Genomic DNA, 5,816 nt, shown 5'->3' on the forward strand with positions numbered 1-5,816 from the left:
GTTTCGGTAAATGGGGATGGGGTAGCCCATGGTGTCATGTGCTGGACCGTATTTAAGAGCCGGGGCTCTTGGGCGCGCCACCGTTGGGCTGCCAATTGGCGACCTTGGCAATCTCTTCGATTGCCGTCTCATTGGGCACGCCATCATCGTTCGTCAGACCGAACCTTGACGCACTTTCACGCAACCACTTGAGCAGGGCTTGCTTAGGGTGCTTGCCTTCCGGCGCCGTTACTGCTTCCCAGGCGTAGACTGCCGCAGCGAGCTTCGGCGCATAGCGGCCGTTACCCGGATCAAGGTAATTTGAGCCAGCAGATGTGTTGGGGAAGAAGAAGCCAGATTTGGCGCCACGCCGCATCAGCCAATCGGTCAAATCATCGCGTGACACCGTACTGAGGGTCCAATCCGGAAAGGGCCTGTAGATGCAGCTATGGTCGGGCGCTAATTCTTCATCTTCATCGGCAGTACTGCCCGGCTCATATTGAGAGTCGGTGCATTCCGCGAGATCGATCTCGTTGAGCATTTCGGCATACCCATACTCGCGTGCCGAGTATCGGAGCGACGCCTTCATGCGATTGTTGTTGATCGCCTGTGTCAAGGCATGCAGTGCGATATGGTAGTCGGGATAACGGTCTTGGAAGTCGGGGTCTGTCTTGCAACTCTCAAGTTGAATTGGGTCGTAGCCTGCCACGAGTGCAGCCGCATGAGCGACACTAAAGTCCTCATGAAGGTTCCACAGCGGGGGGATTTCCGTGATCGCGTTGCGGCCCTCATTGGGTTTGGAAGAACTGTCCATCTATACTCCTTCGGTTGGTTGGTTGGGTTTCATCTAAACATTGGAATCTCTCCGTTTTCGTGCGTTTGACGTAGTTTCGCAAAGGACGGTACGCGAACAAGCGGCTGCAGCATTGCTTTTTTCACAGTGGCATACCGTAGTGAAGGACGATGGATTGTATCGGCGCTGCCTGGAAGGCGGCCGCCATCAGGCTACTGCGTGGGGTGTTGGCAACGCGGCACCGCGCTTGAGATCATCGAGGTAGTCCGCCCACGCCTGCATCATTGCCCGCCGCTCCTTGATAAAGCGTGTGCGGTTGTACGCGCCGCCAAGCGCATCGGGCACGGCGTGGGCCAGTTGATGCTCGATGACCTCAGGCTTCTGGTGTAATTCTTCGTGCAGGATTGTCCGCGCCATCGCTCGGAATCCGTGGCCAGTAATCTCGGTTTGCGTGTCATACCCCAGCCGTCGTAGTGCCGCATTGATTGCAGCCTCGCTCATGGGGCGCTGGGCCGTGCGCGCACCAGGGAACACGTATTGCCCATTTCCAGTCAGCGCGTGTAATTCGCGCAGGATGGCCACAGTCTGAGAGGCAAGGGGGACTAGGTGATCGGTTTTGGTCTTGGTGACGCGATAGCGCCACTCGGCCCGGTTTAGGTCAATCTGTGCCCACTCGGCTTTGCGAAGCTCTCCTGGGCGCACGAACACCAGTGGGGCCAGCTTAAGCGCGCACAGGACAGGGAACGTGCCGCTGAATCCGTCGAACGCGCGCAGCATCTCACCTACCTTTGCCGGTTCGGTAATCGCGGCAAAGTGTGTTTCGATAGCTGGTGGAATCGCGCCGATCAGATCTTTGGCCGGGTCAGACTTCGCTTTGCCCTCCTTGATTGCATACCGGAATACCCGGCTGATTTCTGAGCGGACTCGGTGGGCGGAGAAGCGAGCGCCCCGGTTGTCGATTCGCTTCAGTACGGCCAGGATCTCTGGCGCGTCGATCTGGGTGATGGGTCGGCTGCCGATCCAGGGAAACACGTCATTCACCAGGCGGGCCAAGGTCTTGATGTGTTGCGCTTCCTCGACCGTGCTCTTGCGCTCCTCCAGCCAGTCACGCGCCACAGCCTCAAACGAGTTGTCTGCAGCCAGTTTGGCGGCCCGCTGCTCGGCTTTCTTCGCGTCGCCCGGGTCCACACCGGCCGCGATCTTTTCGCGCGCCGTGTCGCGCTTCTTACGCGCCGCCGCGAGTCCCACGTCGGGGTAGACGCCCAGCGACAGCAGTTTCTCCTTGCCCGCCATCCGGTACTTCAGTCGCCAATATTTCCCGCCGGCTGGGGTGACTTGTAGGAATAGCCCGCCGCCATCGAACAGCTTGAGGGGCTTGTCAGTGTCCTTGACTGCCTTGATCGCGTTCCTGATTGCTACGTCAGTAGTAGGCATGGCGGGGTATGAGTCGCGGTGGATGGATTCGCCTTGCACCCGCCTACATGCCCCCACGCGTATGGGGGGCGATTGGGGGTACATTTTCCCGCGAAGGAAGCACTTTTCACGGAATACCCCCAAATGTACCCCCAATGTACCCCCGCTGTCATTGGACGTTCATGGACTATGCGGGAAGCAAAAAACCCCGCAAAGCTGTGCTGGGCGGGGTTTGGCGGATTGCTTGGGACTACTTGGGATTAGTCCTTGGTGCCCGGGGTCGGACTCGAACCGACACGCCTTGCGGCGGGGGATTTTGAGTCCCCTGCGTCTACCTGTTTCACCACCCGGGCTGAGTGGGTGCTGGCGGATTTGCCGGGAGTCCGGCGTGCCAGCACGGTGCTGAGCCGGGAATTATGCCGCAAATCCTGCCAGGCCACAACTAGCCCCGGTAGATGGCCCCCAGCGCGTCCCATCCGCAGCCCCAGCGCCTGCGCTTGTCTCGCGTCGCCCGGCTGCGATCGCAGGATTCAGGCGGCTTGCGGGCGGTACAGCGGATGAAACTGGCCAAGGGGGGGCGGCGGCCCGATATCCGGGAAGTTGTCGATATCTGGCGCTGTGCGAACTCGCTAGCATGCTGGCAGCCGCGGCGCCGCCCGGTTTCGCTCATCCACCCCGGAGCCATATGTCAGCCCAGCCCTCCCTCGCCAGCCTTGCACGGCTGCCGTCGCAGGATCCCGCCTTCTATGCGCGCGAATACAACAACCGGGCCAACGTGCCCGACAACGCCACCCACATGGCCCACTGGGCGGAGTTGTCGCGGCAGGTGCGCAAGCGCGCCGGCTGGCTGGAGGACCTGAGCTATGCCGGTGCCGAGCCTGGCCCGCACGCAGCGGACGAGCGGCTCGACTACTTCCCGGCCGAGCCAGGCGCCACCGATGGGCCGCCGCCGCTGCTGGTGTTCGTTCACGGCGGCTACTGGCGCGCGCTGGACAAGCGCGACCACAGCCTGGTGGCCAATGCGCTGCCGCGCTGCGGCGTGTCGGTGGCGGTGATCAATTACTCGCTGTGCCCGGCGGTGACGGTGGAGACCATCGTGCTGCAGGCTGTGCGCAGCGTGGCCTGGCTGTACCGGGAGTCCGGCCGGCTTGGCCACGACAAAGCGCGCATCTTCGTGGGCGGGCATTCCGTCGGCGGCCACATGGCCGCGATGATGCTCACCACGCTGTGGCCGCGTGTAGGCCGCGATCTGCCGGCCGACCTGGTCAAGGGCGTGGTCTCGGTCAGCGGCCTGCATGACCTGGAGCCGCTGCGCCGGGCCGACTTCCTGCAGGTCGACCTGAAGCTGTCGGCGCGCGATGTTGACCGGCTCTCGCCGGCCTTCCTGCCGCCGGCCACGGACGCGCCGCTGGTCACCGCGGTAGGCGGGCTGGAGCCGGGCGAATACCATCGGCAGACCGACCTGCTGCGCGCCGCCTGGCTCGCCAACGCGCAGGCACCGGGCGCGGCGCATGTGCCGATGCCAGACAGGCACCATTTCAACGTGATGCATGATTTTGCCGACGGCGACAGCCCGTTGCTGCTGGCTGTGCGGCGGATGATGGGGGTGGCTTAGCGCCTCCTCTTTGGCCAGTCTTCGCCCACTCCTCGGCCACTAATCGGCCACTCCTCGGCCACTAATCGGCCATTCAGCCCTCCAGCACCCGCAGCAGCGACGACGTATCGTCCTTGCCCCAGCCCTTTTCCATCAGCGTGCCGAGCTGGCGCGAGGTGGCTTGCATGGCCGGCAGCTCCAGCCCGAGCTGGCGCGCAATCTCCGCGGCCAGGCCGAAGTCCTTGTCGTGCAGCCGCGCTTCGATACCGGGGGCAAAGTCGTGAGCGACCATCTTCGGTCCCATCATGTCGAGCATGCGGCTGCCGGCCATGCCGGTGGCCATGGCTTGCAGCACGCGCGCGCTGTCTACCTGCTGCGCCTGCGCGAAGCGCATGGCTTCGGCAATGCCTTCGATATTGACCACCTGCGCGATCTGGTTGCACAGCTTGGCGACTTGCCCCGCGCCATGATCGCCGATGTGGGTGATGGTCTTGCCGAGCAGCGCGAGCAGCGGCCGCACGCGCTCCAGCGTCTCGGCCTTGCCACCCACCATGATGGTGAGGCTGGCGGCCTCGGCGCCGACGGTGCCGCCGGAGACCGGACAATCCAGTGCTTCGATGCCGCGCTCGGCCAGCCTGGCGGCGATCTCGCGGGTGGTGATGGGCGAGATGGTGCTGTGGTCGATGCAGATGGTGCCCGGCGCCGCGCCTTCGATCACGCCGTGCTCGCCCAGCAGTACGGCCTGCACGTCTTGCGATGACGTGACGTTGGTAAACACCACCGAGGCGCCGTGCGCGGCTTGCGCCGGCGTGGTGCAGGGCACGGCGCCAAGCGCGCGGGCCGCGTCGGCGGCTTCGGGGCGGCGCACGTACGCGCGCACGGCGTGGCCGCCGGCGAGCAGGTGGCGCACCATCGGCGTGCCCATGGCGCCAAGGCCGATAAAGCCAATCGTCGTCTTGCTCATCTCAAATATCCTTCCCTATCCTTACTTGTCTGACGCGTAGGCAAACTTGCCGTCGCGGATCACACCCATCACGCGCGAGCGCTGGTCAAAGCCCTGATGGTCCTTCGCGCTCAGGTTCATCACGCCGTTGGGAATGGTCAGGTTGGTGGTCGTCTCCAGCGCATCGCGCATGGCGTGGCGGAACTCGCGCGTGCCCGGCTGCGCGCCGCTCTTGCCCGCACGGCGCGCGGCATCGTCCAGCAGCATCCATGCGCCCCAGGCATCGCCGGCGAATTGCGTGATGCTGTCCACGCCGTACTTCGCCTCATAGCGCGTCACAAATTCCAGCGCCACCTTCTTTACCGGATGGCCATCCGGCAACTGCCGCGCCACCACCACCGGCCCGGTCGGGAACAGGGTGCCTTCCACATCCTTGCCGCCTACCCGCAGGAAATCCCAGGTGGCGATGCCGTGCGTCTGATACACCTTGCCCTTGTAGCCGCGCTCGGCCAGGGTCTTCTGCGGCAATACCGACGGCGTGCCCGCGCCGGCAATCAGGATGGCATCCGGGGTGGCCGCCATCAGCTTGAGCACCTGCCCGGTCACCGAAGTATCGGTGCGCGAGAAGCGCTCGTTGGCCACCACCTTGAGCTTGCGCACGTCCGCCAGCTTGGAGAACTCGCGCCACCAGCTCTCGCCATAGGCATCGCTGAAGCCGATGAAGCCGACCGTCTTGATGCCATGGTTGCTCATGTCCTCGGTCAGGACCGTCGCCATATGCGAATCGTTTTGCGGCATCTTGAATGCCCAGCGCCGCTTGGGGTCCGACTGCGGCTCGATGATGGCGGCCGACGCCGCCAGCGCCACCATCGGCGTTTCGCCCTCCGCCACGGCATCCAGCGCGGCAATGGCGGTGGGCGTGATGTTGGGGCCCACCACCACATCCACCTTTTCCTCGGAGATCAGCTTGCGCACATTGCGCACGGCCGCGGCCGGGTCGGAGCCATCGTCCAGGATCACGTACTGCGCGCGCTGGCCGCCCAGGGTCTGCGGCCACATCATGACGGTGTTCTTGGACGGGATGCCGATGGAGG

General features: G+C 64.1%; 5 protein-coding genes and 1 tRNA gene. 1 reads left to right on the forward strand and 5 read right to left on the reverse strand.

Annotated elements, in window-relative coordinates; all coding sequences use genetic code 11:
• Positions 1 to 52 precede the first annotated feature (52 nt).
• From AC1RWI_RS37530 to AC1RWI_RS37540, 3 genes are all read right to left on the reverse strand, one after another.
• Entirely contained in the window at positions 53 to 793 is a 741-nt protein-coding gene (locus AC1RWI_RS37530) for a hypothetical protein (protein WP_492870834.1), read from the reverse strand.
• A 186-nt stretch (positions 794 to 979) separates the two neighbouring features.
• A complete protein-coding gene (locus tag AC1RWI_RS37535) occupies positions 980 to 2,206 on the reverse strand; it encodes a tyrosine-type recombinase/integrase (protein WP_492870835.1) in 1,227 nt (408 codons plus the stop codon).
• Between the two features lie 247 nt (positions 2,207 to 2,453).
• Positions 2,454 to 2,538: transfer RNA gene (locus AC1RWI_RS37540), tRNA-Leu, on the reverse strand.
• A 332-nt stretch (positions 2,539 to 2,870) separates the two neighbouring features.
• Here AC1RWI_RS37540 and AC1RWI_RS37545 point away from each other — a divergent pair.
• On the forward strand, positions 2,871 to 3,800 hold the full coding sequence (locus AC1RWI_RS37545; RefSeq protein ID WP_043349205.1) for an alpha/beta hydrolase: 930 nt from the start codon (positions 2,871 to 2,873) through the stop codon (positions 3,798 to 3,800).
• A gap of 73 nt (positions 3,801 to 3,873) precedes the next feature.
• Here AC1RWI_RS37545 and AC1RWI_RS37550 read toward each other — a convergent pair whose 3' ends face one another.
• Together AC1RWI_RS37550 and AC1RWI_RS37555 are read right to left on the reverse strand one after the other, a co-directional pair.
• On the reverse strand, positions 3,874 to 4,743 hold the full coding sequence (locus tag AC1RWI_RS37550; protein WP_492870836.1) for an NAD(P)-dependent oxidoreductase: 870 nt from the start codon (positions 4,741 to 4,743) through the stop codon (positions 3,874 to 3,876).
• A gap of 21 nt (positions 4,744 to 4,764) precedes the next feature.
• Positions 4,765 to 5,816, reverse strand: a 1,052-nt coding sequence (locus AC1RWI_RS37555; protein ID WP_492870837.1) for an ABC transporter substrate-binding protein, incomplete at its 5' end; no start/stop codon positions are given.

This window comes from Cupriavidus sp. MPR-AND1C (assembly GCF_058809705.1).